Annotated in this window: 26 protein-coding genes and 2 tRNA genes; 11 read left to right on the top strand and 17 right to left on the bottom strand. The window is 68.6% G+C overall.

The window, feature by feature from the left end:
* Complete coding sequence (locus tag AB0H50_RS21655) at positions 1-537, bottom strand: MarR family transcriptional regulator (protein WP_357455448.1); 537 nt, start codon at positions 535-537, stop codon at positions 1-3.
* Between AB0H50_RS21655 and AB0H50_RS21650 the strand changes: the two genes are divergently transcribed.
* On the top strand, positions 536-1,555 hold the full coding sequence (locus tag AB0H50_RS21650; protein WP_357455445.1) for a substrate-binding domain-containing protein: 1,020 nt from the start codon (positions 536-538) through the stop codon (positions 1,553-1,555). The two genes, AB0H50_RS21655 and AB0H50_RS21650, sit on opposite strands and share 2 nt — an antisense overlap.
* A 61-nt stretch (positions 1,556-1,616) precedes the next feature.
* Here the strand turns inward: AB0H50_RS21650 and purQ are convergent, their stop codons facing one another.
* Both purQ and purS read right to left on the bottom strand, forming a co-directional pair.
* Positions 1,617-2,294: a phosphoribosylformylglycinamidine synthase subunit PurQ gene (gene purQ / locus AB0H50_RS21645; protein WP_357455442.1), complete on the bottom strand. Its 678-nt coding sequence runs from the start codon at positions 2,292-2,294 to the stop codon at positions 1,617-1,619.
* Positions 2,291-2,527, bottom strand: a complete 237-nt coding sequence (purS, locus tag AB0H50_RS21640; protein ID WP_067841963.1) for a phosphoribosylformylglycinamidine synthase subunit PurS — start codon at positions 2,525-2,527, stop codon at positions 2,291-2,293. The genes purQ and purS overlap by 4 nt, the downstream gene beginning before the upstream one ends.
* Positions 2,528-2,640: 113 nt before the next feature.
* On the opposite strand from purS, the gene AB0H50_RS21635 reads away from it, so the two are divergent.
* Complete coding sequence (locus tag AB0H50_RS21635) at positions 2,641-3,285, top strand: MBL fold metallo-hydrolase (protein WP_357455440.1); 645 nt, start codon at positions 2,641-2,643, stop codon at positions 3,283-3,285.
* A 72-nt stretch (positions 3,286-3,357) separates the two neighbouring features.
* Here AB0H50_RS21635 and AB0H50_RS21630 read toward each other — a convergent pair whose 3' ends face one another.
* Positions 3,358-4,716: a dipeptidase gene (locus tag AB0H50_RS21630; RefSeq protein WP_357455438.1), complete on the bottom strand. Its 1,359-nt coding sequence runs from the start codon at positions 4,714-4,716 to the stop codon at positions 3,358-3,360.
* Positions 4,717-4,837: 121 nt separating this feature from the next.
* Positions 4,838-4,963 carry a hypothetical protein gene (locus AB0H50_RS21625; protein ID WP_357455436.1) on the bottom strand — a complete coding sequence of 42 codons (126 nt, stop codon included), beginning with the start codon at positions 4,961-4,963 and terminating at the stop codon, positions 4,838-4,840.
* 263 nt (positions 4,964-5,226) lie between these two features.
* On the opposite strand from AB0H50_RS21625, the gene AB0H50_RS21620 reads away from it, so the two are divergent.
* Positions 5,227-6,648: a glutamate decarboxylase gene (locus AB0H50_RS21620; RefSeq protein WP_357455433.1), complete on the top strand. Its 1,422-nt coding sequence runs from the start codon at positions 5,227-5,229 to the stop codon at positions 6,646-6,648.
* Positions 6,649-6,826: 178 nt separating this feature from the next.
* Here the strand turns inward: AB0H50_RS21620 and AB0H50_RS21615 are convergent, their stop codons facing one another.
* A complete protein-coding gene (locus tag AB0H50_RS21615; RefSeq protein ID WP_357455430.1) occupies positions 6,827-7,528 on the bottom strand; it encodes a DUF2334 domain-containing protein in 702 nt (233 codons plus the stop codon).
* 130 nt (positions 7,529-7,658) lie between these two features.
* On the opposite strand from AB0H50_RS21615, the gene AB0H50_RS21610 reads away from it, so the two are divergent.
* Positions 7,659-7,949 (top strand): hypothetical protein, encoded by a 291-nt coding sequence (locus AB0H50_RS21610; protein WP_357455427.1) that lies wholly within the window; start codon positions 7,659-7,661, stop codon positions 7,947-7,949.
* Between the two features lie 89 nt (positions 7,950-8,038).
* Here the strand turns inward: AB0H50_RS21610 and AB0H50_RS21605 are convergent, their stop codons facing one another.
* Together AB0H50_RS21605 and AB0H50_RS21600 are read right to left on the bottom strand one after the other, a co-directional pair.
* On the bottom strand, positions 8,039-10,189 hold the full coding sequence (locus tag AB0H50_RS21605) for a S9 family peptidase (RefSeq protein WP_357455424.1): 2,151 nt from the start codon (positions 10,187-10,189) through the stop codon (positions 8,039-8,041).
* A gap of 10 nt (positions 10,190-10,199) precedes the next feature.
* A complete protein-coding gene (locus AB0H50_RS21600; RefSeq protein ID WP_357455420.1) occupies positions 10,200-10,607 on the bottom strand; it encodes a MerR family transcriptional regulator in 408 nt (135 codons plus the stop codon).
* Between the two features lie 63 nt (positions 10,608-10,670).
* Here AB0H50_RS21600 and AB0H50_RS21595 point away from each other — a divergent pair, with 63 nt between their 5' ends.
* Complete coding sequence (locus AB0H50_RS21595; protein WP_357455417.1) at positions 10,671-11,759, top strand: alkene reductase; 1,089 nt, start codon at positions 10,671-10,673, stop codon at positions 11,757-11,759.
* A 76-nt stretch (positions 11,760-11,835) separates the two neighbouring features.
* Here AB0H50_RS21595 and AB0H50_RS21590 read toward each other — a convergent pair whose 3' ends face one another.
* From AB0H50_RS21590 to AB0H50_RS21575, 4 genes are all read right to left on the bottom strand, one after another.
* Positions 11,836-12,279, bottom strand: a complete 444-nt coding sequence (locus tag AB0H50_RS21590; protein WP_357455414.1) for an HIT domain-containing protein — start codon at positions 12,277-12,279, stop codon at positions 11,836-11,838.
* A 252-nt stretch (positions 12,280-12,531) separates the two neighbouring features.
* On the bottom strand, positions 12,532-13,953 hold the full coding sequence (purB, locus tag AB0H50_RS21585) for an adenylosuccinate lyase (protein ID WP_357455411.1): 1,422 nt from the start codon (positions 13,951-13,953) through the stop codon (positions 12,532-12,534).
* 6 nt (positions 13,954-13,959) lie between these two features.
* Entirely contained in the window at positions 13,960-14,598 is a 639-nt protein-coding gene (locus AB0H50_RS21580; RefSeq protein ID WP_357455408.1) for a TetR family transcriptional regulator, read from the bottom strand.
* Positions 14,599-14,727: 129 nt separating this feature from the next.
* On the bottom strand, positions 14,728-15,897 hold the full coding sequence (locus AB0H50_RS21575) for a pyridoxal phosphate-dependent aminotransferase (protein ID WP_357455406.1): 1,170 nt from the start codon (positions 15,895-15,897) through the stop codon (positions 14,728-14,730).
* 128 nt (positions 15,898-16,025) lie between these two features.
* Here AB0H50_RS21575 and AB0H50_RS21570 point away from each other — a divergent pair, with 128 nt between their 5' ends.
* The gene (locus AB0H50_RS21570; protein ID WP_357455404.1) at positions 16,026-16,916 is read left to right on the top strand and encodes a M23 family metallopeptidase; all 891 of its coding nucleotides are present in this window, start codon (positions 16,026-16,028) and stop codon (positions 16,914-16,916) included.
* A gap of 112 nt (positions 16,917-17,028) precedes the next feature.
* Here AB0H50_RS21570 and purD read toward each other — a convergent pair whose 3' ends face one another.
* Entirely contained in the window at positions 17,029-18,306 is a 1,278-nt protein-coding gene (gene purD / locus AB0H50_RS21565; protein ID WP_357455401.1) for a phosphoribosylamine--glycine ligase, read from the bottom strand.
* Positions 18,307-18,531: 225 nt separating this feature from the next.
* Between purD and AB0H50_RS21560 the strand changes: the two genes are divergently transcribed.
* The 3 genes from AB0H50_RS21560 to AB0H50_RS21550 all read left to right on the top strand — a co-directional run bounded on the left by AB0H50_RS21560 (position 18,532) and on the right by AB0H50_RS21550 (position 21,688).
* On the top strand, positions 18,532-18,909 hold the full coding sequence (locus AB0H50_RS21560; protein ID WP_068055805.1) for a PH domain-containing protein: 378 nt from the start codon (positions 18,532-18,534) through the stop codon (positions 18,907-18,909).
* A 31-nt stretch (positions 18,910-18,940) separates the two neighbouring features.
* Positions 18,941-19,366, top strand: a complete 426-nt coding sequence (locus AB0H50_RS21555; RefSeq protein ID WP_357455398.1) for an HIT family protein — start codon at positions 18,941-18,943, stop codon at positions 19,364-19,366.
* A 570-nt stretch (positions 19,367-19,936) separates the two neighbouring features.
* Positions 19,937-21,688, top strand: a complete 1,752-nt coding sequence (locus AB0H50_RS21550) for a glycoside hydrolase domain-containing protein (protein ID WP_357455395.1) — start codon at positions 19,937-19,939, stop codon at positions 21,686-21,688.
* Positions 21,689-21,773: 85 nt separating this feature from the next.
* On the opposite strand, the gene AB0H50_RS21545 is transcribed toward AB0H50_RS21550, so the two are convergent.
* From AB0H50_RS21545 to AB0H50_RS21530, 4 genes are all read right to left on the bottom strand, one after another.
* Positions 21,774-21,837, bottom strand: a tRNA-Thr gene (locus AB0H50_RS21545).
* 65 nt (positions 21,838-21,902) lie between these two features.
* Positions 21,903-21,974: transfer RNA gene (locus tag AB0H50_RS21540), tRNA-Thr, on the bottom strand.
* Positions 21,975-22,085: 111 nt separating this feature from the next.
* Entirely contained in the window at positions 22,086-22,328 is a 243-nt protein-coding gene (locus tag AB0H50_RS21535) for an MbtH family protein (RefSeq protein WP_011207082.1), read from the bottom strand.
* Positions 22,329-22,481: 153 nt separating this feature from the next.
* A complete protein-coding gene (locus AB0H50_RS21530; protein ID WP_357455392.1) occupies positions 22,482-23,315 on the bottom strand; it encodes an alpha/beta hydrolase in 834 nt (277 codons plus the stop codon).
* Between the two features lie 202 nt (positions 23,316-23,517).
* On the opposite strand from AB0H50_RS21530, the gene AB0H50_RS21525 reads away from it, so the two are divergent.
* Complete coding sequence (locus AB0H50_RS21525; protein WP_357455390.1) at positions 23,518-23,688, top strand: hypothetical protein; 171 nt, start codon at positions 23,518-23,520, stop codon at positions 23,686-23,688.
* 250 nt (positions 23,689-23,938) lie between these two features.
* The gene (locus AB0H50_RS21520) at positions 23,939-25,444 is read left to right on the top strand and encodes a trehalose-6-phosphate synthase (protein ID WP_357456099.1); all 1,506 of its coding nucleotides are present in this window, start codon (positions 23,939-23,941) and stop codon (positions 25,442-25,444) included.
* The last annotated feature ends 166 nt before the right edge of the window (positions 25,445-25,610 follow it).

Here is a 25,610-nt window from a genome sequence, read left to right as displayed (position 1 = left end):
TCAGGCCTCGGCCACCAGCTCCAGCAGCCGCTTCAGCTCGGCGTAGCGCCGCGCGCCGATCTTGGTTTGCAGCTGCCGCTCGGCGATCTCCTCCTCGGCACTCACCGACGCGACCAACTCGGCTCCCAGCCTGCTCAGCCCGATCAGGATGCGCCGCCGATCCTCCTCCGCGGCCACCCGGAAGATCAGGCCGCGCTCGGCGAGGCAGTCGGCGTGCCTGGTGGCCGACGATGGCGCCAATTGCGAACGATTGGCCAATTCGCTCATGGTGATGCCGTTTTCGGTCGACAGGTTGCACAGCATCGACCACTGATCCGGCGAAAGTTGCCGTGCGCTCAGAGCCGCGTCGAGGTGACGTAGCCAACGGCGCTCGGCGGCACGCAGCGCCCCATGCAGCGTGCCATATCCGCTTAGAATGGTCGTCATTGATTTCCCCGCCTGCTTTTGAATTTCGCTCGAACCAGAAGAAGAGTACCGAATGTCAGCGGTCGGCGAGAGCCCAGACGGCGTAATAGAGATCCTGAACATCGTTCCCATGCAGGGACCTGGCGGGATCTTCGCGCCGTCCTGCGATGCGGCCATTTCGCTCGCCGCATCCGAAATCAACCGTGGCACCGGAATTCTGGGACGCGAAATTCGTACCACGAATATCGATGGCGGCAGGCCGCCGGACGAGGTCGCCACCGAGGTGGCCGCCCTGCTGGCCACCGGCATGGTGCAAGCCGTCACCGGCTGGCACACCTCCGCCGTGCGCCGGGCGGTGGCCAAGGCGAACGACGGGCGCGTCCCGTATCTCTTCGCGGTCAGTCACGAGGGCCTGCCCGACGAGCTGCCCGGCGTGCTGCTGGTCGGTGAGCATCCGGCGGGCCACACCGTCGCGGCGGTGCGCTGGCTCGGCAGGGAACTCGGCGTGCGCCGCTGGGCCATCATCGGCAACGACTACATCTGGCCGCGCGAGACGGCGAAAGCGGTGCGGCGCAGCCTGTTCGACCCCGGCGCCGTGGTGCTGGAGCGGTACGTCCCGCTCGGCACGCCGAGCTTCGTCGACTTCCTCAGCCATCCCGATCTGGACCGCGCCGATGGCGTCATCATCCTGATGGTCGGCGCCGACGTCTCGCGTTTCAACCGTCAGTTCTGCGCCACGGGGCGAGCCGCCGACCAACTACGGGTCAGCCCGGCCGTCGACGAGAACGTGCTCCTCGCCGGCGGAGCCGAAGCGAACCACAACCTCTACGTGCCGTCCAGCTTCTTCCTGAACGACAAGCTCGCCGACGGCTTGGACCGCAAGGCCCGCTACCGAAGAATGCACGGCAGTTTCGCGCCCGCGCTCACCACCTTCAGCAACGCCACCTACGAGGCCATCCACGCCCTGCGCGGGCTGGCCGAGACCGTCGGCTCGCTGGACGTGCCGAGCCTGCAGGGCGCGCTGGCCGACGGCGTGCGTTTTCAGACGCCGGGCGGTCCACGGGGGTTCGTCGGCAACCAAGCCATCCAGCCCGGTTACCTGGCGCGGGCCGAAGGCGTCGAGTTCGAGCTCATCGACCGCATCTGGTGAAACGAAAAGACCCGAGCCGACCCGGCTTTCGAAGCGGGTGGGCTCGGGTCGAAGCGTCGCGTCAGGCCGAGACCAGAGTGTCCAGCACCGAGAGGAACAGTCCGAGACCGTCGTCGCTCGGGCCGGTCAGCGGCTCGGTGGCGTGCTCGGGGTGCGGCATCAGGCCGACCACCCGGCCGTTGGCCGAGGCGATGCCCGCGATGCCGCGCTGCGAGCCGTTCGGGTTGTCACCCGAGTAGCGGAAGACCACCCGGCCCTCGCCCTCCAGCTCGTCGAGCACGTCGGCCGAAGCCTGGTAGCGGCCCTCACCCGACTTGAGCGGGACGAGGATCTGCGCGCCCGGCTCGTAGCGGGAGGTCCACGCGGTGGACACCGACTCGACGGTCAGCCATTCGTCGCGGCAGACGAAGTGCAGGCCCTCATTGCGGGTCAGCGCGCCCGGCAGCAGCCCGGCCTCGCACAGCACCTGGAAACCGTTGCAGATGCCGAGCACCGGCATGCCCTTGCCCGCGGCCTGCACGACCTTGCCCATCGCCGGCGCGAACCGGGCGATGGCGCCCGCGCGCAGGTAGTCCCCGTAGGAGAAGCCGCCGGGCACGACCACCGCGTCGACCTCCTTCAGGTCGGCGTCGGCGTGCCACAGGCTGACCGCCTCGGCGCCGGCGAGACGCACCGCGCGCGCGGCGTCGACGTCGTCGAGCGTGCCGGGAAACGTGATGACCCCGATGCGCGCCGTCATGGGAGGCGAACCACCTTCCACTCCTCGATCACGGTGTTGGCGAGCAGGCCTTCAGCGATCTGCTCGAGCTCGGCGTCGCTGACGCTGTCGTCCACGTCGAGCTCGAATCGCTTGCCCTGCCGCACATCAGCGATCCCGGCGAATCCCAGGCGCGGGAGCGCGCCGACAATGGCCTGCCCCTGCGGATCCAGGATCTCGGCCTTCGGCATCACCTCGACCACGACTCGTGCCACGCGTTGCTCCTCAGGTGGTATGCGGGGGTTACCTGAGCAGCGTAGTTGCTCCGGTTGCGCGAGCTACCTGCGGGGTCGGGTGAAAATCGGCACGCTGCCAATAGCATGGCGGCATGCGCATAGCCCATTTCGGCCACTCCTGCATCCTCGTCGAACTGCACGGCACGAAGGTGCTCTTCGATCCGGGCATCTTTTCGCACGGTTTCGAGGGCATCACCGGCCTGGACGCGATCGCGATCACCCACCAGCACCCCGACCACATCGACCCGAACCGCATCGACGCCTTGATCGAGGCCAACCCGAACGCCCGCCTGCTGTCGGACCCGCAGACCGCGACCCAGCGCGGCGACCGGTGGGAGGCCGTGCACGCGGGCAACGTGCTGCGGCTCGGCGATCTGCAGATCACCGGCGGCGGCGGCAGGCACGCGGTGATCCATCCGGACATCCCGGTCATCGACAACACCGTCTTCCAGCTCGGCACCGCCGACGACCCCGCCCAGCTCGTGCACCCAGGCGACTCGCTCTGGGTCCCGCCGGTGCAGGTCGGCGTGCTGGCCATCCCCGCTGCGGCGCCGTGGATGCGGATCAGCGAAGCAGTCGACTACCTGCGCGCCGTCGCCCCGCGCACGGCCCTGCCCATCCACTTCGGCATCATCCACCCGGATGCGCGCGGCATCTACTTCAGCAGACTCACCGAAATGCGCCCCCCCGAAACCGAATTCACCGTCCTCGAACCAGAGCACCAGCGCGACTTCTGACCTTCTTCGCAGACCTTCCACACGCTTCGCAGGGCCTGTGACCTCTGCGAAGCGTGTGAAGTCTCTGCGAGGTCAGCGTCGGTAGGTGGTGAGGAAGAGCGCTTCGGCGAGGGCCATGTGTTCGATCTCGGAGGGAGCCACGCTTTCGTTGGGGGCGTGGATCAGGCACTTCGGCTCCTCGACGCCGATCAGCATGATCTCCGCATCGGGGTAGGTGTCGGCGAAGACGTTGCACAGCGGGATCGAACCGCCCTGGCCCTGGGTGGTGGTCGGCCGACCGTAGGAGGCGGCCAGCGCCGCGTCCATGGCGGCGCGGGCGGGGCCGCCGCTCGCCGACCGGAACGGCGCTCCCATGCCCTCCAGCTCGATCGTGAGCTCGGCGTGCAGCGGGGTGTTCGCCTCCAGGTGCGCGACCAGCGCCCGGTGCGCCGCCTCCGGCGCGATGCCCGGCGGAATGCGCAGGTTCAGCCGGGCGCGGGCCGCGGGCTGGATCGCCGCGGAGGAGCCGACAACCCGCGGCGCGTCGATACCGAGCACGGTGAGAGTCGGCCGGGCCCAGAGCATTTCGGCGACCGTGCCGTCACCCGCCAGGTCCACGCCGCCGAGCACGCCTGCGTCGATGCGGAAACGGTCAGGATCGTATTGCACACCGTCCCAGGGCTGCCGATTGTCCAGCCCGGCCACGGTGGTGTTGCCGTCGGCGTCGCGCAGCGTGGCGAGCACGTGGATCAGCGTGGCGAGCGCGTCCGGCGCGGCTCCGCCGAACATGCCCGAATGCAGCGGCCCGGCAAGGGTTTCCACGGTCACCAGCACGTTGACATTGCCACGCAGCGTCTCGGTGAAGGTCGGCACGCCGAGAGCGAAGTTACCGCAGTCGCCGATCACGATGGCGTCGGCGCGCAGCAGATCCGGGTTGTCGACGACGAATTTCTCCAGCCCGCCGGTGCCCTGCTCCTCCGAGCCCTCGGCGACCAGCGTGACACCAACGGGTAGCTCGGATCCGATGGCGCGCAAGGCCGTCAGGTGCATGACGATATTGCCCTTGCAGTCCGCCGCGCCGCGCCCGTACCAGCGGCCGTCCTTCTCGGTGAGCTCCCAGACCGGCGTGCGCCACGCCGCCTCGTCCAGCGGCGGCTGCACATCGTAATGGCAGTAGAGCAGTACCGTCGGCGCTCCGGGAGGCGCTGGACGCGAGGCGATCACGGCCTTGCTGCCGTCCGCCGTCTCGTGCACCCCCACCCTCGTCAGCCCGACCGCGGCGAACGCGTCGGCCACCCACTGCGCGGCGCGCTCGCACTCCTCCGCGGGGAACTGCCTCGGGTCGGCCACCGACTTGAACGAAACCAATTGGGCCAGATCGCGTTCGGCCTGCGCCATCAGCCCCGCGACGCGCGAGCGCAGATCGGCGGTATGCGGATCGTCGGAAGTCATGGGCAGCGGCCTCGCTTCATCGTGTCGTCCAGCTTCGATTCGCACCTCGTCGAGGTTAGTGCCGAGCCGGTCCGCACGGCGCAGGCCGATTCGACGGCGAACACCGTATCGCGCCCGCAGCTCACCGGCCGGTTGCCGGGCCGGGCGCGCCGTTGGCGATGCCGCCCGATCCGGCGCCGAGCACCGGCGCGTTCACGCCCAGCTGCCGCACGTCTGCCTGGATCCGCCGCAGCCCACGTCGGCCCATCCTCACCGATGCTGTCCGCGAATCTTTGCGAAAGCCCTGGTCAGCACACATCCGTGTGAACACCGCGCCGATACATGCCGGCACGGATATCCGAAGCGGACGAGCGCGGCGGCGAGAGCCGGATATCGGAGCGGCCCGCGCCAGTAGCCGCTCAGCATTCACCACGTCGCCTCGAATTGGCCGCTTGTACAACCCATTCATTGCAGAATGAGGTCGGCAACCGATCCGTGGCAATCTATGAGCAGCCTTGCTGGGAGGCCCTGATGCCCGCTGCACCGGAATTCGACGATCTGTTCGCACTGCCCGCTATCGACCACCCCGCGCCCAAAGAACGCTTCCCCGCGAAGGAGACGATTCCGCAGGTCGCCTATCAGATCGTGCACGACGAACTGCTGCTCGACGGCGTCTCGCGGATGAACCTCGCCACCTTCTGCACCACCTGGGTGGACGACCAGGCGCGCAGGCTGATGAGCGAGTCGCTGGACAAGAACATCGTCGACAAGGACGAGTACCCGCAGACAGCCGAGCTGGAGCGCCGCTGCACGAGCATGCTGGCCGACCTCTGGCATGCCCCGGATCCCACGACCACTCTGGGCACCTCCACCACCGGGTCCAGCGAGGCCGCGATGCTGGGCGGGCTCGCCGCGAAATTCCGCTGGCGCAAGCGCGGCGGCACGGGCACGCCGAACTTCGTGTGCGGACCGGTGCAGGTCTGCTGGGAGAAGTTCGCCCGCTACTTCGACGTCGAGATCCGGCAGGTCCCGCTGCGCGACGACCGGCTCACCTTGCACCCCGACGACGTCGCCGCGCACTGCGACGCGAACACCGTCATGGTGGTGTCCAACTTCGGTCAGACCTACACGGGATTGTTCGAGGACGTCGCTGGCATCGCTCGAGCGCTGGACGACCTGCAAGCCAGTAGCGGCCTGGACATCCCGCTGCACGTCGACGCGGCGAGCGGCGGCTTCCTCGCCCCGTTCACCGCCCCCGACCTGATGTGGGACTTCCGCCTGGAACGGGTGAAATCGATCAACTCCTCCGGCCACAAGACCGGTCTCGCCCCGCTCGGCGCGGGCTGGGCCATCTGGCGCACGGCCGACGATCTGCCCGCGGAGCTGATCTTCGACGTCGACTATCTCGGCGGCAGCATGGCCACCTTCAACCTCAACTTCTCCCGGCCGGGCGGCCAGGTGATCACGCAGTACTACGACTTCATCCGGCTGGGCAGGCTGGGCTACACCCGATTGCAGGAGGCGATCTACCGGGTCGCCGGGCACCTGGCGGACGGGCTGACCGCGTTCGACGGATTCGAGCTGATCCACGATGGCGACCCGAATCGCGGCATCGCGGCGGTGTGCTGGCGGCTCACCGGCACACCGGGTTTCAATCTCTACGACCTGTCCGACCGGCTGCGCACCCGCGGCTGGCTGATCGCGGCGTATCCGCTGCCGCCCGACCGCGGTTCGGAGACGGTGATGCGCGCGGTCGTCCGGCACGGTTTCACCCACGACATGGTCGATCTGCTGCTCGCCGACATCGACCGCTGCGTGCGGCAGCTGGGCAGCCATCCGCTGAAGGTCCCGCTGACCAGGGCCGAGGCGGGCGGCTTCACCCACAACGCGAAACCCAAGGTGCCCGGCACCAAACCCGCCGCGACGACCCCGAACCCGGACTCCGCCCAATAGGCGTACCCCGCCTGCGCTCCGGCTGCGCGCCCGGCCAATGGACTTCGTCCGATAGGCGTACCTCCGCCCGCGACCGGGCCGCACCCAAACTTCCGACGAACCTCGCCGTCAGGCGGAGGTACGCCCGCCGCCGTCGATCGCCAATACCTGGCGGCGGACGTACCTCGGCCCGCGACCCTCAGGCCGCGCGCATCAGGTCGAACGGCTCCCAGCGGTATACCTCGCTGACCGCGCCGTGGAACAGCGCCAGATCCACCGCGTCCAGCATCGCCTGGCGCGGACCCGAGCGCTGCAACTGCGCCGCGGAAACCGCCAAGCGCAACACTCCGCCGCGTCGCGCGATGCGGGCCGCGCCCATCACCAAGGCCCGGCACCACCACGGCTCGGCGCGGAAGCCCTCGCCGATGCCGTAGACGCGCGCCTTCTGCGCCGCGTTGCGCTCCAGGTCGAGGATCGAGGTGAGGCCGAGCGCGACGCGGAAGCCCGTCTCCGGCAGCGCGGCGATGGCGCCCGCCGAGGCGTCCCAGCGCGGCGCGGCGAACAGCCGGGTGCGCAGCTCCACCTGCTCGAGCACCCGGTCCGCGGCGGTGAGCCGCAGCTTGGCCTCGTGCTTGGGCAACGTGGAGAACTCCGCCCTGCGCCGCTTGGTCGCCGCCTGGTCGTAGCCGTGCAGCACGATGGCGTCCCCGCGGGCCCGCCTGCCGCGCAGCCACGCCTGCGTGGCCGGGTCGTCGACCAGCCGGTACTTGCCCTTCAATCGCGGCGCCACCAGCAGCGACAACCGCACGTCGCGACGATCCATCTCGGCGGCGAATTCGATCGCGGCGTCTCGAGTGGTGTCCCGAATCCCCGACACGGACACGATCAGCTCAGCGTTCATGAACCAACGATGCCGGACGCACATGTCATCGACGTGCAGCCCATATGACCAGACGACGAACACCGTCGAACGGTCACACGTGCTCGCTCGCAGCAGGGCGAACATCGTCGTGACCCTACAATCCGGAGGGGTGAAAGCAGCCCTGCTCGCCGCGCTCGCCATGCCGTTCCTGCTCGCGCCCGCGGTAGCGCTCGCGGACCCCGACGCGCCGCCACCGATCTTCAACCAGGACGAGAAGTGCGCGGCGACACAGGGATTCGTCGACAAGGTGCGCGAGCAGCAGCCCGAGGCGACGCCGGAGCAGATCGCCGACGCCTACATCGCCGTCCTGGACTCGCGCGGCGCCTACCGCGGCATCGAGCACGTCCGGGACCGCGACCGTCAGACCTTCCTCGACCTGATGGCGGCCTGCCGACTCTGATCGGCAGACCGCCGCGACGGTCCCAGTGGCGCTGCCGGACGCAGTCCGTCGTCAGCCCGCGCACGGCCGGAGCGAAGGCGGAGGTACGCCTACTCCTCGGCGAGCCCGACCGTGTCGAGCACCCAGGCGTGCTCGAAGGCCACTTCCTTCCACTTCTCGTAGCGGCCGCTGACGCCGCCGTGGCCCGCGCTCATCTCGGTCTTGAGCAGCAGCGGCGCGTCGCCGGTCTTGGTCGCGCGCAGCTTGGCCACCCACTTGGCCGGCTCGACGTAGAGCACTCTGGTGTCGTTCAGGCTCGTGACGGCCAGGATCGCCGGGTAGTTCTTGGCCTCGACGTTCTCGTACGGCGAGTAGGACTTCATGTACTCGTAGACGTCCTTGTCCGCCAACGGATTACCCCACTCGTCCCACTCGATGACGGTGAGCGGCAGCGAGGGGTCGAGGATCGAGGTCAGCGGGTCGACGAACGGCACGTTCGCGAGGATGCCGCGGAACAGCTCCGGCGCCAGGTTCGCCACGGCGCCCACCAGCAGCCCGCCCGCGCTGCCGCCGTCGGCGATCATCCGATCGGCGGCGGTCACACCGGTGTCGATCAGGTGCCGGGCGGAGGTCACGAAGTCGGTGAAGGTGTTCTTCTTGGTGAGCGTCTTGCCGTTCTCGTACCAGAGCCTGCCCATCTCGCCGCCGCCGCGCACGTGCGCGACCGCGAACACCATGCCGCGATCGAGCAGCGACAGCCGCGCCACCGAGAAGGACGGATCCATGCTGGCCTCGTATGAGCCGTAGCCGTAGAGCAGCAGCGGCTTCGGCTCGCCCTCGGCCACCGCGCCCTTCTTCCACACCAGCGAGATCGGGACCCGGGTGCCGTCCGCGGCGACCGCCCAATCCCGGCGCTGCTCATAGTCGTTCGCGTCGTAGCCGCCGAGCACCGGCTGCTCCTTGCGCAGCAGCAGCGCGCCGGTGGACGGCACGTAGTCGAACACCTGCATCGGGGTGATGAACGAGGTCAGGCCGATGCGCAGGGTCGGCTGTGCCCACTCCGGGTTGGCGCCTGCGCCGACCGCGAAGAGCTCCAGATCGAATTCGAGTTCACGCCGCTCGCCGTAGCCGGACGCGGTGAGCGGCCACACCGTCACCCTGGTCAGTGCCTCGCGACGGTAGCTCAGCACCAGGTGGTCGGCGAACGCGTCGACGTCCTCGAGCCGCACGTCGTCGCGGTGGCCGATGAGCAGCGTCAGGTTCGACGGGTCGTCGACCGGCGCCTCGGCGAGCACGAAGTTCTCCGCCTTGACGCCGTCGACGACGTCGTTGTGCAGGATCAGGAAGCGGTCCGCGCCGCCGATCACGGCGTGCTCAGCCGAGTACTCGACGCCCTCGCGCCGCGGCATGAGAATCCGGAACTCGCCCTCGGGGTTGTCGGATTCGAGTACCCACCCCTCGGTGGTGATCTTGGAGCCGACCCAGATCATCAGGTACTTCTCCGAGCGGGTCGAGCCGATGCTCACCCAGTACCGCTCGTCGGGCTCGTGGAAGACCTTCACGTCGGACTCGGTGGCGGCGCCGAGCCGGTGCCGCCACACGGTGTCGGGTCGCCACGACTCGTCCACCGTCTGATAGAAGACGTGACTGCCGTCCAGCGACCAGGTCGCGCCCGGCGCGGTGCCCGCGATCTCGTCGGCGAGCGGCTCACCGCTGCGCAGGTCCTTGAAACGCAGGGTGTAGCGCTCGTCGCCGACGGTGTCGACCGAGTAGGCGAGCAGGTGGCCGTCGTGGCTCACCGAGAACGCGCCGAGCGCGAAGTACGCGTGGCCCGCGGCCAGCTCGTTGCTGTCCAGCAACACCTGTTCGCCGGGGATCTCGCTGTCGGCCTCGAGCCGCGGCGGGGTCCACGCGTCGATGCCGTCGGCTTGCGCGTCGATCGGGCAGCGGCAGTGCACGCCGTACTGTTTGCCCTCGTAGCTGCGCGAGTAGTACCAGAACTCGCCCATCCTGGTCGGCACCGAGAGATCGGTCTCCTGGGTGCGCGACTTGATCTCCTCGAAGATCTTCTCGCGCAGATCCTGCAGGTGGGCGGTCTGCGCCTCGGTGTAGGCGTTCTCCGCCTGGAGGTGGGAGATGACCTCGGGGTCCTCCTTGTCCCGCAGCCACTCGTACTCGTCGACGAAGACGTCGCCGTGATGCACCCGCTCGGTAGGCACCGTCTTGGCGATCGGCGCCGCCACCACACTTTCGACAGACATGCGAACCACCCTACTTGCGGGTCGTCGAATGCTCGGCTCGGTGGAACTCCGGCGGCGGCGCCTCGCCGCCCGCGGCACGGATGACGCCGTCGAGCACCTCGCAGGTGCTGTGCAGATCCCGCAGCGCCCGGTCGATCCTGGCCCGCTCTTCGGCCAGCTTCCGCACCAGGAACGGGGTGGCCGCGGCGCTCGGCGTGCCGTCGGTGTCGTGGATGCACGGGAGCAGCTCGGCGATGGTGTCGCTGGTCAGCCCGGCCGCGAACATCTCCTGAATCCGGTTGACCCGGTCCACGGCCGCCTCCGGGTATTCACGCTGCCCGCCGGAGCTGCGTGTCGCGGCGAGCATGCCCTTGTCCTCGTAGTACCGCAGCGATCGGACGCTGACGCCGGTCCGCTCGGCCAGTTCCCCGATACGCATGTTCGACTCCTCGCCCCAACTGCTCTTGACCTGACATTGATGTCAGGTCATAGCGTACGCGGCATGCAGCTTTTGACGCCCTACCGCAACCACGAACTGGCCCTGCCGAACCGGATCGTCATGTCACCGATGACCCGGTTGCGCTCGCTGCCGGACGGCTCCCCCACCTCCGACGTCGTCGACTACTACGCCCAGCGCGCCACCGCCGGGCTGATCATCACCGAAGGAATCTGGCCGCATTCGACCGGACAGAGCGAGGCGTGGGCTCCCGGTTTGCAGACCGAAGCCCACGTCGACGCCTGGCGCCGGGTCACCGCCGCGGTGCACGCCAACGGCGGACGGATCTTCGCGCAGCTGATGCACGGCGGCCGCAAGAACCATCCGCGCGGCCGCATCGACGGGTCGTGGCCCGCGGGCCCCTCCGCGGTGATCGATCCGGATCGCGTGCATCTGATCGAGGGCGGCAAGGCCGATCCGATCACACCGGGAGTATTGAGCCGGGACGACATCACCGCGATCATCGGCCAGTACGCCGCGTCCGCCCGCAATGCCATGGCCGCGGGCTTCGACGGCGTCGAAATCCACGGTGCCAACAGCTATCTAGTGCACCAGTTCCTCGGCGACAACACCAACCTGCGCACGGACGAATACGGCGGTTCGATCGACAACCGGATGCGGGCGCCGCTGGCCATCGTGGACGCGGTGGCCGAGGCGATCGGCGCGCGTCGCACCGCCGTCCGGCTCTCGCCCGGCAACCCGCAATTCAATATGCGCGAGGACAATCCGGGGCCGCTGTACCGGAAGTTGGTGGACGAACTGGATCGTCGCGAGCTCGCCTACCTGCACCTCATCGACAACGACGACTATCCCGCGCTGAAGGATCTGCGACCGCGCTGGCGCGGCACGCTGATCGCGAACATCGGCGAGAACCGCGAGCCGACCGCCGCCGAAGGAGCGGAAGCGGTGCTGCGCGACGGCGTCGCCGATCTCGTCTCGTTCGGGCGGGCCTTCATCGCCAATCCCGATCTGGTGGAACGGATCTCGCGCGGCCTGCCACTGGCTCCTGTCCGCGAGGAAGGGCTGTACGGGCGAGACGCGAAGGGCTACACCGACTATCCGGCGTGGTCGGCGAGCGAGCTGTCCCGGCTGTGAACGCGACGCCCGGCGCGATCCGATTCGCGCCGGGCGGTTCAGGCGCCGATGGCCGGGGCCAGGGCTTTCACGCCTTTCACCGACCCCCGGCGGGCTCCGTCCGCGCCAGCGCCCCGCGGATGGACCCGGCCAGATAGTCCAGGTCAGCGCGGCGCGGACTGGTCGGACGCCCGCGCAATCCGAACCCGTCGCCAGGCGTACGCGGGATGACGTGCAGGTGCACGTGGAACACCTCCTGCCCCGCCGTCACGCCGTCGGCGAGAAAGAAATTGACCCCGTCACACCCCACTTCGCTCTCTCGCAACGCCCCCGCCAGCCGCTGCCCCACCTGAAACAGCTTCCCCCCGACCACCGGATCCAGCTCCGCGAGACACCGCGCCGCCACCCTCGGCACCACCAGCAAATGCCCCGGCGTCATCGGCCGAATATCCATGAACGCGACAACATCGTCGTCCTCGTACACCTTGGAAGCAGGCGCCCGCCCGGCAATGATGTCAGCGAAAATCGTGTACGGATCCACACCGCACCTTAACCGCCGCAGCCACCCCGATCGGAGCGAAGACCCGACGCACCGCGCCTACGAGGTCGGCAGGACACCCGGTCACCAATTGCCTTGGCCAAGTGGCGGCGATGCGGTTGAATCGCGCCGGCCCCTGGTGGAAGTGGTCCCGGGTCCTGGTCGGACGGCCAGCATCCGGGTTCCGCGTGAACCCGGCTCTTCATCGGACGTTGGGCAGCCGGGTGTTCGCGTTGTCTGAAAGCCCCTCGCGCCCTACAGGATCGGGGACGGGGTGTAGCGGGCGGCTTCGGGGTAGGCGTCGACAAGCTTCTGGACCTGGGCGATGACGTCGGCGGCCTGGGCGCCCGCGGCGCCGATGAAGGCGGACTTGTCGGCCAGGGCGGCGTCGAGGGCCGCGCGGTCGAGGGGGAGGCGGTGGTCGACGGCGAGGCGGTCGAGCAGGTCGGGCTCGCGGCCCTGTTCGCGCATGGCGAGGGCGACGGCGACGGCGTGCTCCTTGATGACCTCGTGCGCGGTCTCCCGTCCGACGCCCGCGCGGACCGCGGCCATCAGGATGCGGGTGGTGGCGAGGAACGGCAGGTAGCGGTCGAGCTCGCGGGAGATCACCGCCGGGTAGGCGCCGAACTCCGCGAGCACGGTGAGGAAGGTTTCCATCATGCCGTCGATGGCGAAGAACGCGTCCGGCAGCGCGACGCGGCGCACCACGGAACAGAACACGTCGCCCTCGTTCCACTGCGCGCCCGCGAGTTCGGCGGCCATCGAGGCGTAACCGCGCAGCACCACCTGCAGACCGTTGACCCGCTCGCACGAGCGCGTGTTCATCTTGTGCGGCATGGCCGAACTGCCCACCTGACCGGGCTGGAAGCCCTCGGTGACCAGCTCGTGGCCCGCCATCAGCCGGATGGTGTGCGCGAACGAGGACGGGCCGGCACCCACCTGCACCAGCGCGGAGAGCACATCGTGGTCGAGCGAGCGCGGGTAGACCTGACCCACGCTGGTGAACACGGTCGCGAACCCGAGGTGCCTGGCCACCTGCTGTTCCAGCGTGGCCAGCTTGGCCGGGTCACCGCCGAGCAGGTCGAGCATGTCCTGCGCGGTGCCCATCGGGCCCTTGATGCCGCGCAGCGGATAACGGTCGATGAGCTCGCGCAGCCGCGTCAGCGCGATCAGCAGTTCGTCGGCGGCCGAGGCGAAACGCTTGCCGAGGGTGGTGGCCTGCGCCGCCACGTTGTGCGAGCGGCCCGCCATGACCACGGTCTGGTACTCGGCCGCGCGCTCGGCCAGCCGCGCCGCGATGGCCACACCGTGCGCGTGCACGTGCTCGAGCGAGAGCCGGATCTGCAGCTGCTCGACATTCTCGGTGAGGTCGCGGCTGGTCATGCCCTTGTGCACGTGTTCGTGCCCGGCCAGCGCGTTGAATTCCTCGATGCGCGCCTTCACGTCGTGCCGGGTGACCCGCTCACGCTCGGCGATGGACGCGAGGTCGACGCGGTCGATCACCCGCTCGTAGTCGGCGATCACCCCGGCCGGGATGTCGATGCCGAGTTCCGACTGTGCCCGCAGCACCTCCAGCCACAGCCGCCGTTCCAGCACGATCTTGTGCTCGGGCGACCACAGGTGCACCAGTTCGGGACTGGCGTAACGGGTGGCGAGGACATTCGGGACGAGACTCACGTCTGGTCAGTCTAGTGCTCGGAACCTGTCGACTTGCTGCGGCGTCGCCGGGGCGACGATATCGATGACTTCGAGCAGCGCGCCGCGCGCCATTCGCCGGGGTTCCGGGCTGTTTTCGCTCAGTGCCGCGACCACCGCGCCGTCCACCACCGCGACCACCCTGCGCAGCTGTTCGGGCCGCACCAATCGGTCCGAACGCCGCAGCACGTCGGCGAGCAGCTCGTCGAGCTGGGCCCGTAGCCGTAGCTGGACCTCGCGTAGCTCTGGGTGTCGCGCCGAGGCCACCGAACGCTCGTAGCGGGCGATCAGCTGACCGCGCGCGCCCTCGTCCTGCCCGTCGGCGCCGACCAACAGGTCGAGCACGAGGTCGACGGTCGCCTCGGCGCCGCGGCGGCGGTGACTGACCTCGCCGACCCTGCGGCGCATCGCGTCCAGCTCCGCGTTCCCGCTGAACTCGACCGCGCGGGCGATCAGGTCTTCCAGGGATTCGAAGTAGTACGTGGTCGACGCGAGCGGTAGGTCCGCCCGCGTGGCAACCGAGCGATGCCGCACCGCATCGAATCCGCCTTCGAGTAACAACTCGGCGGCGGCCGCTACCAGGGCCTGGCGACGCCGTTCGCCTTTCGGGGTCGTCGCGGTTATCACCGTGCCATCGTGCCAGTCGTCATCAGTTCATCCGTGCGAAATCGATTGTCGAAACCCAGCAAAGGTTGTTTTACCTCATCTGGGCGTTCCCGGTGCCGAACTGTGGAAACTTGTTGTCGGACATAAGGATCAGGCGCGCAGATAGTACCCGAGCCGGAGCAGCGCCGCCTCGATGTCCGCGGTGGCTCCCGCAAAGGAGAAGCGAACGGTGCGGCGCCCGGCCACGGTGTCGAAGTCGATACCGGGCGCCAGCGCGACCCCGGTGTGCTCGAGTACCTCGGCGCACCACTTGCGCGAATCGTCGGTGAGATGGCCGATGTCGGCGTAGGCGTAGAAGGCGCCGTCCGCGGGCGCGAGATCGGTGATCCCGAGTTTCGGCAGCCCGTCCAGCAGCAGCCGCCGGTTCACCGCGTAACGCCGGACGTGGCCGTCGAGCTCGGTCTTGGCCTCCGCACCGAACGCGTGCAGCGCCGCATACTGGGAGACAGCGGGCGGGCACACCGTCATGTTGGAGGCCAGCCGTTGCAGCGCGGGCCGCAGCCTGCTCGGCGCGAGCATCCAGCCGAGCCGCCAGCCGGTCATCGAGAAGTACTTGGAGACCGAGCCGATGACCACGGATTCGCGGGAGGTCTCCCACGCGGAGGAGGTCTGCGCGTCCGAGCCCGTGGTCTCGTAGGTGATCCCGTGATAGATCTCGTCGGAGATCAACAGTGTCCCGTGCGCGTCGCACCACCGGGCCAGCGCGGCGAGCTCGGCGGGGGCGATCATCGTCCCGGTCGGATTGGCCGGGCTGGCGACCACCAGACCGGCGGGCGGCTCGGGCAACGCGTCGAGCATGGCCACGGTCGGCTGGAACCGGGTCTCGGGGCCGCAGTCCAGTTCGACCACACGGCAGCCGAGCGCGGTGAGGGTATTGCGGTAGGCCGGATAGCCGGGCCGAGCCACGACCACGGTGTCGCCGACGTCGAAGGCGGCGAGGAAGATGAGCGTGAACGCGCCGGACGAGCCGGTCGTCACCACCACCTCGTCGGGGTCGACGTGGTAACCGTAACTGTCCCTGTGGTGTTCGGCGATCGCCTCGCGCAGCTGAAGGATGCCGAAAGTCTCTGTGTAGCCGAGTAATTCGGCGTCGATCGCGGCCTTGGTCGCGCGCAGCACCGGGGCCGGGGCAGGCGTCGACGGCTGGCCGGCCGCGAGCACGAGCACGTCGCCGTGGGTTCGGGCGCGCTCCGCGGCGGCTTTCCAGACATCCATCACGTAGAAAGGTGGAATGGTCGACCGGCGAGATTCTCCAGACACCCGACAGACGGTAGACCTTCGCGCGCCACGGCATGTCGGCAACGCTCGGCTTTCGCCGAACAGCTTTCCCTGCCGACATCTGCCCGCATCCGCGCCTCCGGCCCGCGCGCGCCACTAAGGTCGGCGTAATGCTTGAGAAGGCTCGCCGCGCGGGGCTCGAGCGGATACGCGGAGTGGGTGGCATCGGTGTCATTCCGCCGGATTGGCGTGCCGAAAAGCGGGAGCTATGGTCCGATTCGCGGGAGCTATGGACCGAGCAGAAGCGGCAGGACTATCGCGCTTCGCTGCGCAAACATCGGGTGCTGATCGCCGGGCTGATCGCGACGCTGCTCCTGGCCGGCGCCGACACACCGTTCGACTGGGGCGTCAGCGAGCGCACCCCCGGCCCGGACGATGCGCTGCGCGTCTTCTTCGCCCACCCGCAGGAAATGCAGTCCACCCCGCCCTCGGCACGCCGCTACCTCAACGCCATCGCCAACGGTGAGCGCCGCCGCGAGCAGGCGGTGGTCGCGGCCGCGGCGCGGGCGACATTGGAACGCGCGAAGGCCGAGGCCGCCGCCGCTGCCGCGGGTGAATGGCAGCCGTGGATGGGCGGCACCGCCCCGCTGCCGCCCGGCTCGATCCTGCCCGGCATCGGCGGCTACGTGCTGCCGACCCGGGGCACATTCACCTCCGGATTCGGTTCTCGCTGGGGCACTTTCCACAACGGCATCGACATAGCGGCCCCCATCGGCACCCCGATATACGCGGTCGCCAACGGCACCGTGATCGACGCGGGCCCCGCCCAGGGTTTCGGCCTGTGGGTCCGCATCCGCCACGACGACGGATCCATCACCGTCTACGGGCACATGTACGACTTCTTCGTCTCCGTCGGCGAGCGCGTGCCCGCGGGCATGCAGATCGCCCGCATGGGCAACCGCGGCGACTCGACAGGCCCACACCTGCACTTCGAGGTGATCGTCGGTGGCCAGCACGTCGACCCCCGCGCCTGGCTCGCCCTACACGGCCTGACCTTCTGACCCGGCCCAGCCGCCTGACCCTGCCCAGCCGCGCGAACTTCGCAGACCGTTTGCACGCTCCGCAAGGGCTGCACCCTCTGCGAGGCGTGTGATCGCCCTGCGAAGGAGGCGGTTACTGCGTGGGGACGGCGATGCGGTGCTCGACGGCGGCGAGGCCGATGTCGGTGCGGTAGTGGCTGCCGGGGAGCTTGATCGAGGCGATGCGGTCGTAGGCCTTGGTGCGGGCCTCGGAGAGATCGGCGCCGACGCCGACGACGCTCAGCACCCGGCCACCCGAGGAGACCAGTGCGCCGTCTTCGCGCAGCGACGTACCGGCGTGCAGCACGGCGGCGTCGTCCTGTGCGGCCTCGCCCACGCCGGTGATCACGTCGCCGAGACGCGGGCGGCCCGGGTAGTTCTCGGCGGCGATCACCACGGTGATGGCCGAACCGTCCCGCCAGCGCGGCGCGGCGACCTCGGCGAGAGTGCCGGTGGCGGTGGCGTTCAGCAGTTCGCCGAGCGGGCTCTCCAGCAGGGCGAGCACCGCCTGGGTCTCGGGATCGCCGAAGCGGCAATTGAATTCGACCACGGCGGGGCCTGCGGCGCCGATCGCGAGTCCGGCGTAGAGGAGCCCGGAGAACGGGCAACCGCGGCGCACCATCTCGGCCGCGACCGGCTTCACCACGTCCTCGACGATCGCGGTGAGAGTCTCCTCCGGCAGCCACGGCAGCGGCGTGTACGCGCCCATGCCTCCGGTGTTGGGGCCGGTGTCGCCGTCGCCGACGCGCTTGTGGTCCTGCGCGGGCAGCAGCGGCACCACCGTCTCGCCGTCGACCAGGCAGAACAGCGAGACCTCAGGTCCGTCGAGGAACGATTCCAGCAGCACCGGGTGGCCCTGCTCGAGCAGTTCGGCACCGTGATCGCGGGCCGCGAGGCGGTCGGCGGTGACCACGACGCCCTTGCCCGCGGCCAGGCCGTCGTCCTTCACGACCCAGGTGGGACCGAAACGATCCAGCGCGGCGTCCAGCTCGGCGGGGTTGTCGACGACCTCGCTGTGCGCGGTGCGCACACCGGCCGCCGCCATCACATCCTTGGCGAATGCCTTCGAACCCTCGATCCTGGCGGCCGCGGCCGACGGGCCGAAACAGGCGATGCCTGCGGCGCGCACCGCGTCGGCGACGCCGAGCACCAGCGGCACCTCGGGACCGATCACGACCAGGTCAGCGGACAGTTCGGTGGCCAACGCGACGACGGCCTCGGCCGAGGACGGGTCCACCGGACGCACCTGCGCGTGCTGCGCGATGCCCGCGTTGCCCGGCGCGGCGTAGAGCGCGCTCACCGCGGGGTCGCGGCGCAGGCTGAGGACGAGGGCATGTTCACGGGCTCCGGAACCGATGACGAGTACGCGCACGGGCAACAGCTTAGGTGAAGCGACTACCGGCCTCGCCGGGCATCGGCCTTCTGGACCTCCGGCGTTCGGCGGCCGTTCGCCCATCGTTCGACCAGCGACAGCCGATCGATCGCGAATTCGATTGCCGCCTTTCGTCCGTCGCGGCCGCGGCCCGTGGATCATGGGTGAGGAGGGTTCGGACGATCCGCCGAACCGTCTCCCGCCACCGCGAAGGACGTACAGATCATGGGTCTGATCGACGGACTGATGGGCAACGCCGGGCGCATCGATCCCGGCCAGGCGCAGCAGGAGTACGCGAAGCTGCTCGGCAACGGCGAGCAGATCTATTCCGCCTACCTCCTGGTGCGCGACGCCATCCTCTTCACCAACCGCCGCCTGATCCTGGTGGACAAGCAGGGCCTGTCCGGCAGGAAGGTGAGTTATCACAGCATCCCCTACCGCTCGATCACCCATTTCGCGGTGGAGACGGCAGGCACCTTCGATCTGGACGCCGAGCTCGTCATCTGGATCGCGGGCACGCACGAGCCGCTGCAGAAGCGGTTCAACCGGCAGGTCGACATCTACGAGGTGCAGGGCCTGCTCTCGCACTTCGTGGCGGTGTAGCGCGCGGCCGTCCGCGGACTACGCTGCGGACATGGCTTCCGTCTTCAGTGCGATCATCGCCGGTCAGATCCCTGGTCGATTCGTCTGGCAGGACGACGAGTTCGTCGCCTTCCTGACCATCGCGCCGGTCACCCAGGGGCACACGCTCGTGGTGCCGCGCAAGGAAATCGACCAGTGGCAGGACATCGATGCCGACACCTTCGCGCGCTTCAACGGCGTCGCGCAGCAGATCGGCAAGGCCGTGCGGGCCGCGTTCGACGCGCCCCGCGCCGGCCTGCTCATCGCCGGGCTCGAGGTGCCGCACCTGCACGTACATGTCTTCCCTGCCTACAGCCTGGGGAACTTCGACATCTCCAGTGCCGACCCGAACCCGTCGCCCGAGTCGCTGGACGAGGCGCAGGCCAAGATCAAGCAGGCGCTGCGGGATCTCGGCCACGGCGCCAACGTGCCGGACTGAACGAGTCGCGCGACGCGGGCTCGTCCCAAAGCCCAAGGGCGCTCGGTTGCGAACCGAGCGCCCTTTTTCGTTCAGCGGACCCGACTGAATCGCACCGGCTTTCATGACTGTTCGATTAAGGCCCTTGTCCAGCGCGCGTGCTGCTCTACACTTTAATCAGTTAGCGGTGCCGTTGCGCGAAGACGGCTTTCAGACGTTGAAGCTTCGCACGAAACGAGTGGTGTCATGGTTGATAGCCACATCCAGTTCCCTTCTCTGGCAACAGTATCGAAGGACGAAGCGCCGCTGCGGAGACCTCTGCTCCCCGACCATCCGGGTTGCCTCGCCACCGACCGACCACCCGTCGTCGGCGGAGCGCGCACTGCCTGATCGTGCTCGACCGGGCGGATCGCGTCGGATGGAGCGACGTGAACGCCGGTGGCACTTGGGCATACCGCACTTGTCGAGGTTCTCGACGGCAACGCCGTCACCTCCCTGCGGATCTCGGCCGCGATGTGGTCGTCCACAGGCTCTTCGGCTCGGCCGTGCTGAACGGCTGGGGATCGGCACCAACGAAACGAAGGGGCAACGATGGTCACAGCAGTGGATTACGCAGCACGGCAGATCGATCCGCGAGCCATCAGGGACGCCGGGCACATCGCGGTGCTCGCCTACGTCTCGACGTCGCGGCCTGGCTCGAACTTCGGGGCCAAACCGCTCACGCGCGAATACGCCGACCGCATTCGCGCCGCGGGTCTGGACATCGTCTCGATCTGGCAGTACGGCAAAACCGGCAACGCGAGCGCTCCTTCGGATTACACCCTCGGCTACGACGGCGGCGCCCGAATGGGACAGGAGGCGCTGCAACGCCACTTCGCCGCGGGCGGGCCCGGCTACTGCCCGATCTACTTCGCCGTCGACGAGGACATCGACGAGGAAACCTGGAACACCAAGGCCGTGCACTTCTTCCGCGGCGTGAACAACGCGATCGGCCAGGAGTGGACCGGCGTCTACGGCCACGACGAGGTGTGCCTGTGGGCCATCCGGGACGGCGTCGTCGGCCGGTCGACCACGCCCGGCCGTCACTGGGCCTGGCAGACCAAGGCGTGGTCGGAAGGCGATATCGCCGAAGGTATTTCGCTGTATCAGCGGATCGTCGACACGCCGACGAACCCGGGCCCGGTCATCGACGGCACGTCCGTCGACGTGAACGACGTCTACGCCGCGGACTACGGGCAATGGTCGCTCGACCGTGCGCCGCGGCCCGTGACCGAACCGGAGTACGTCGAGCTCGACCGCATGGGCAATTCACGCAGCAGCCGGCACGGCGCGCGCGTCACCAACTTCCTGCTGCACACGCAGGAGGGCAACGGCACCGCCGAGTCGCTGGCGAACTATCTGAACAATCCCGCCAACAGCGTCTCCTACCACTACACGCTGCGCGACGGAATCGTCTGCGACGTGGTCGATACCGACTACGCCAGCTGGAGCGTCCTCGACGCGAACCCCTTCACCATCAACCTGTGCTTCGCGGGCTCCCGCGCCGGATGGAGCCGAGCGCAGTGGCTGGAGCGCGAGAACGATGTCCGGATCGCGGCCTGGCTCGCGGTCCAGGACGCGCGCAAATACGGCTTCGAGCCGGTCGTCATCCCGCCGCCGTACTGGCGCGGGGAAGGCATCTCGGACCACAAGTACGTCACCGAGGAGCTAGGGATCGGCACGCACACCGACGTCGGCTACAACTTCATCTGGGATCGGCTGGAGACGTTCGTCAACGAGTACACGGGCGGCGGACCGCCTCCGGGGCAGGGCAACGCCATCGATGACGCCGCCGCTGCCGCGCCGTGGCTCGGCCGCAGACTCACCCAGGGCGAGATCCCGACTCCGGACGGCGTCGGCCGCCGGGCGGAATTCGAGAACGGCCAGGTGTACTGGCATCCGGAAACCGGCGCGCACGCCATTTCCACGGAGTTGTTCGGGAAGTTCGCCGAACTCGGCTGGGAGGCGGGCGCGCTCGGCTGGCCGATCACCGGCCGGACCGTGCTGACCGACGCGGACGGCGTGCAGCTCGGCGAGGTGCAGGGTTTCCAGCGCGGCGCGCTGTACCTGCGCTACGGAGCGGGTCGTCCGCCGGTGTGGGTGCACGGCGCGATCCGCGATCGGTGGAACCGCTCCGGTTTCGAGAACGGCGATCTCGGCTGGCCCGTCGCCGACGAACAGGAGTTCGACGGTGGCGCGTATCAGCGCTTCGAGCACGGGACCATCTACTGGCCTGGCCGAAGAAACACGGTCGCGCTGCTCCACAACGACGGTCCCGACACACCCATCGCGGACCGCGACTGAGCCTCTACCACTGAGCTCAGCCGCGAAGCGGATGCAAAAAGAGCGCCCGGCTCCACGAACCGAGCGCCCTCTCTGTCGAACGAGCCCCCTGTCAGGATTGAACTGACGACCTTTCGCTTACAAAACGACAGAGCCTCTACCACTGAGCTCAGCCGCGAAGCGGATGCAAAAAGAGCGCCCGGCTCCACGAACCAAGCGCCCTCTCTGTCGAACGAGCCCCCTGTCAGGATTGAACTGACGACCTTTCGCTTACAAGGCGAGTGCTCTACCACTGAGCTAAGGAGGCGAGAAGCGGTGCCAATCATAGCCGAGCCTGCCCGCCGCGTGGCACCGGCTTTTACGGTGCCACGCGGTGAGGTTCAGCGAGAGTTCCCGGCGCAGTATCGAATACTGCGGTTCAGGACTGGGCGCCCTGTCGGGCCGCGTCGTCGGCGGCCATCGCGTCACGCAGGCTCTTCGGACGCATGTCGGTCCAGTTCTTCTCGACGTACTCGACGCAGGCAGCGCGGCTGTCCTCACCGAACACGACGCGCCAACCGGCCGGAACCTCGGCAAAGGCTGGCCACAGGGAATGCTGTTCCTCGTCGTTGACCAGGACGAAGAAGCGGCCGTCTTCGTCATCGAAGGGGTTGGTGCTCAATTTCACCTCACTGGATACTGGCGCTGTGTACGGGATCGACTCCAGGGTCTGTCCGGCGCGGCGCCCGTGTGCGAATCACGGGCCGTTCGCCGGAAGACTCCCCGAGCGTTGTGTCGACCCTAGCAAGGGAGACGTTACGCGTAGGCAGTTACCTCAGGCCGCGAAGAAATCAAGGAGGATCTTGTTGACCCCCTCCGGGCGCTCCAGGTAACCGAAATGTCCGGCGTCGGGGATCTCCTGGTAGCGGGCGCCGGGGATGGCCTCGGCCACCTCCCTGGTGAGGTACGGGGGGATCATCCGGTCGTCGGCGAATCCGACTGCGAGGCAGGGCACCGAGATCGCGCGGTAGGCCTGCACGCGGTCGAAATCGTGGTCCATCTTGCGCTGGGCGCGGATGCCGGGGGTGACCGGACCGCCGGTGAATTCGAACAGGTCGAGCCAGTCGCGTGCGGTGTTGGTTTGGGCCATGGTGGCGGGTGACAGGTTCATCACCGCGGTCACCGCGGCCTCGTACTTCGGCGGCAGCTTGACCCCGCTCGCGTCCAGGTCGTGCTCGCCGAGCGAGAGCGTCTTCTGGAACTGGTCGAGCCGCCCGTGCCCGGCCATGAACACGGCCTTACGCACCAGGTCGGGCCGGGCCAGCGCGAGTTCCTGGGCGACCCGCGCGCCCATCGAGGTGCCGACCACCAGCGCGGGGCCCTCGTCCAGCAGTTCGATGAGCCCGGCGGTGTCGGCGACCAAGTCGTCGATGGTCATGCCGGACGCCGCCTCGAAGGAGGGCGCGATGCCCCGGTTGTCGAAGGTGCAGACCCGGTATCCGGCGGCGAGCAGCGCGGGCACCTGGTGCAGCTCCCAGACCCGGCCGGGGCTTCCCGTCCCCATGACCATCACGACGAGCGGCCCGCCGCCCTTGACGTCGGCGCCCTTCGCCCGGTCGCCCTTGACCTGGTAGTTGAGGGAGATTCCGTTCACCGTCGCCAGCGGCATTGTCGACCCTTTCGTGGAGTTGATGCTGCGCCACCACGGTATAGGCACAGGGGGTGCGGGTGCACCAGGCACTCTGGATTCGCGGGATACTGGTGCGGCGACGCCGATTCGACCGCGTGAACAGGCTCTGAAGCCTTGGGGGGCGGAGTCGCTTACCATTGACATTCGCACGCAGAGCGTATTCAGCCGGGAGGACGAGAAGATGGCCGCGAAGGGCAGCGCGAACGATATCGCGGACGACGAACTGGAACCACTCGCCGACGAGACCGCACGTCAGGCGCAGCGGGTCGTCGCGGCCTACGCCGAGGACGCCGACGAATGCCGGATGCTGCTGTCGATGCTCGGCATCGGTCCGAACAACCGCGGCGAGTAACGCCCAGCCACTCACTCGACGACAACGGCGCCGTCGACTCGACAGACCAACTCCAACGCCGAATCAGCGACGCGTGACCTAGGCGTGAGCGACGGGCCAGGCGACAGCAGCCCGCGTGACCGCAAGGACACCGCGAGCGCCGCCAACCAAATAAGGATGCGTGAGTGGACCGATGACCGAACAGCAGTCCGACGACTCCCAGCACGCCCAGTCCGAACTACCCGAACCCGACCCATCGGAGCCCGGCGCCATGCGCGCCGGATCGATCGCTCCGGAAGGCGCGGGTTCGGGTTTCGTCGTCGTGGCCAACCGATTGCCTGTCGATCTGGAGAAACTGCCCGACGGCAGCACCCGCTGGAAGCGCAGTCCCGGCGGCCTGGTGACCGCTTTGGAGCCGGTGTTGCGCAACAACAAGGGCGCGTGGGTCGGCTGGGCGGGCGTGCCCGACGTCGATGTCGATCCGATCATCGAGGACGGCCTCGAGCTGCATCCGGTGCCGCTGTCGGCGCAGGAGGTCATCGACTACTACGAGGGCTTCTCCAACGGCACGCTGTGGCCGCTGTACCACGACGTGATCGTCCGGCCGATCTACGACCGGAGGTGGTGGGCCGCCTACGTCAACGTGAACCGCAGGTTCGCCGAGGAGACCGCGAAGGTGGCCGCCGAGGGCGCGACGGTGTGGGTGCAGGACTACCAGCTCCAGCTGGTGCCCAAGATGCTGCGCATGCTGCGGCCGGACCTGACCATCGGCTTCTTCCTGCACATCCCGTTCCCGCCGGTCGAGCTGTTCATGCAGATGCCGTGGCGGACCGAGATCATCGAGGGTCTGCTCGGCGCCGATCTGATCGGTTTCCACCTGCCGGGCGGCGCGCAGAACTTCCTGTTCCTGGCGCGGCGACTGGCCGGGCAGCCGACCTCGCGCGGCGCCGTGGGTGTGCGTTCCAAGCTCGGCGTGGTGCAGGTGGGTTTCCGCACCGTGCGGGTCGGCGCGTTCCCGATCTCGATCGCGTCGGCCGAGCTCGACGAGCACTCGCGGAGTCGCTCGATCCGGGAGCGGGCCGCCAAGATCCGCGCCGAGCTGGGCAATCCGAAGAACATCCTGCTCGGCGTCGACCGGCTCGACTACACCAAGGGCATCGACATCCGGCTCAACGCGCTGGAGGAGCTGCTGATCGACGGCCGCGTCGACCCCGCCGAGACCGTCATGGTGCAGCTGGCCACCCCGAGCCGTGAGCGCGTCGAGAGCTACATCCAGATGCGCGGCGACATCGAACGCCAGGTCGGCCGGATCAACGGCGAGTTCGCCAGGGTCGGCTACCCGGTGGTGCACTACCTGCACCGCCCCATTCCGCGCGACGAGCTGCTCGCCTTCTTCGTCGCCGCCGACGTCATGCTGGTGACCCCGCTGCGTGACGGCATGAACCTGGTGGCCAAGGAGTACGTCGCCTGTCACAGCGGCCTCAACGGAGCCCTGGTGCTCAGCGAGTTCACCGGCGCCGCCGCCGAACTTCGCCAGGCCTACCTGTGCAACCCGCACGACCTGGACAGCGTGAAGGACGCCATCGTCTCCGCCCTGGAAGACAACCGCGACACCAAACGCCGCCGCATGCGCTCCCTGCGCCGCCAGGTCCTCGCCCACGACGTGGACCGCTGGGCCCGCGCCTTCCTGGACGCCCTTGCCCAGGACCAGGTAGCGGGCAGCGCCCTGCTCACCGACGAAGACGTCTACCCCGAGTCCGAAAGCCCCACCCGCTGACACAAGCGTTTGCCCCGGGGCACGGAAAACCCCAGGTAAACGCACCATCCCCGCCCTCCCAGCCACCCCCGGGGCGAGTCTTACGAGCCCGTTCGCGGCCCGTCTCGCGTCCGAGCGTTCGAGTCGCAATCACCCGAGGTGGGGGACGCGCACGCGCGGTAGCGAG

The sequence above is a fragment of the Nocardia sp. NPDC050793 genome (assembly GCF_040654065.1).
GTDB lineage: Bacteria > Actinomycetota > Actinomycetes > Mycobacteriales > Mycobacteriaceae > Nocardia.
Note: the sequence above shows the minus strand (reverse complement) of the source record. Positions and strands in the feature narration are given on the sequence as shown.

Coding starts and splice junctions, on each gene's coding strand:
- AB0H50_RS21555 (WP_357455398.1), top strand. CDS start 18,941: ATGGCTTCCGTCTTCAGTGCGATCATCGCCGGTCAGATCCCTGGTCGA.
- AB0H50_RS21550 (WP_357455395.1), top strand. CDS start 19,937: ATGGTCACAGCAGTGGATTACGCAGCACGGCAGATCGATCCGCGAGCC.
- AB0H50_RS21655 (WP_357455448.1), bottom strand. CDS start 537: ATGGGAACGATGTTCAGGATCTCTATTACGCCGTCTGGGCTCTCGCCG.
- AB0H50_RS21650 (WP_357455445.1), top strand. CDS start 536: ATGCAGGGACCTGGCGGGATCTTCGCGCCGTCCTGCGATGCGGCCATT.
- AB0H50_RS21525 (WP_357455390.1), top strand. CDS start 23,518: ATGGCCGCGAAGGGCAGCGCGAACGATATCGCGGACGACGAACTGGAA.
- AB0H50_RS21625 (WP_357455436.1), bottom strand. CDS start 4,963: ATGGGCCGACGTGGGCTGCGGCGGATCCAGGCAGACGTGCGGCAGCTG.
- AB0H50_RS21630 (WP_357455438.1), bottom strand. CDS start 4,716: ATGACTTCCGACGATCCGCATACCGCCGATCTGCGCTCGCGCGTCGCG.
- AB0H50_RS21560 (WP_068055805.1), top strand. CDS start 18,532: ATGGGTCTGATCGACGGACTGATGGGCAACGCCGGGCGCATCGATCCC.
- AB0H50_RS21605 (WP_357455424.1), bottom strand. CDS start 10,189: ATGTCTGTCGAAAGTGTGGTGGCGGCGCCGATCGCCAAGACGGTGCCT.
- AB0H50_RS21600 (WP_357455420.1), bottom strand. CDS start 10,607: ATGCGTATCGGGGAACTGGCCGAGCGGACCGGCGTCAGCGTCCGATCG.
- purQ (WP_357455442.1), bottom strand. CDS start 2,294: ATGACGGCGCGCATCGGGGTCATCACGTTTCCCGGCACGCTCGACGAC.
- AB0H50_RS21615 (WP_357455430.1), bottom strand. CDS start 7,528: ATGAACGCTGAGCTGATCGTGTCCGTGTCGGGGATTCGGGACACCACT.
- AB0H50_RS21570 (WP_357455404.1), top strand. CDS start 16,026: ATGCTTGAGAAGGCTCGCCGCGCGGGGCTCGAGCGGATACGCGGAGTG.
- AB0H50_RS21635 (WP_357455440.1), top strand. CDS start 2,641: ATGCGCATAGCCCATTTCGGCCACTCCTGCATCCTCGTCGAACTGCAC.
- AB0H50_RS21595 (WP_357455417.1), top strand. CDS start 10,671: ATGCAGCTTTTGACGCCCTACCGCAACCACGAACTGGCCCTGCCGAAC.
- AB0H50_RS21620 (WP_357455433.1), top strand. CDS start 5,227: ATGCCCGCTGCACCGGAATTCGACGATCTGTTCGCACTGCCCGCTATC.
- AB0H50_RS21520 (WP_357456099.1), top strand. CDS start 23,939: ATGCGCGCCGGATCGATCGCTCCGGAAGGCGCGGGTTCGGGTTTCGTC.
- AB0H50_RS21530 (WP_357455392.1), bottom strand. CDS start 23,315: ATGCCGCTGGCGACGGTGAACGGAATCTCCCTCAACTACCAGGTCAAG.